Source organism: Sporosarcina luteola, from assembly GCF_023715585.1.
In the GTDB taxonomy this organism is placed as follows: Bacteria; Bacillota; Bacilli; order Bacillales_A; family Planococcaceae; genus Sporosarcina; species Sporosarcina luteola_D.
In genome coordinates this window covers 1-460 of sequence record NZ_JAMBOK010000017.1, presented here as the reverse complement: position 1 = coordinate 460, position 460 = coordinate 1, and the positions used below count along the sequence as shown (strand labels likewise).

Here is a 460-nt window from a genome sequence, read left to right as displayed (position 1 = left end):
AGATATACACCGAGAAACGCCGCTTATCCACCACTTATCCACATGGTTTTCCACATTCGGTGGAAAACTACATGGGTGTGATTCATCCACAGCCTGTGGATAACGTAGTGGATAAGTCGTGGATAAGTGGTGGATAGCTGTGGATGAACAGGCTAAGGCACGAAAAAGGCCGGCCTCCGCATACGGGAGGTCGGCCTTTCGTATAAGAACTAAGAACAACCTAACGATAGAAAAACGATCTACCGATAGATAAGCGCAACGAGTCGGAACTCAGCGCCATCCCATCGTCATCAGGAATCCGATCATGATCAGGGCGAAGCCGATGCCCAGGTTCCACGCGCCGATGTTCGGAATCGGCCAGGAGCCAGACGGGGAGAGGTAGTACACCACGCACCAAATCAGGCCGATGATCATAAACGCGCAGAACAGCGGCACGAACCAACGCGGGTTCGACTTGGTG

General features: G+C 52.6%; 1 protein-coding gene. It reads right to left on the bottom strand.

What is annotated here, in order from left to right:
- Positions 1-270 precede the first annotated feature (270 nt).
- The coding region (locus tag M3193_RS16605; protein ID WP_251630015.1) for a cell division protein CrgA at positions 271-460 on the bottom strand (190 nt) is incomplete at its 5' end.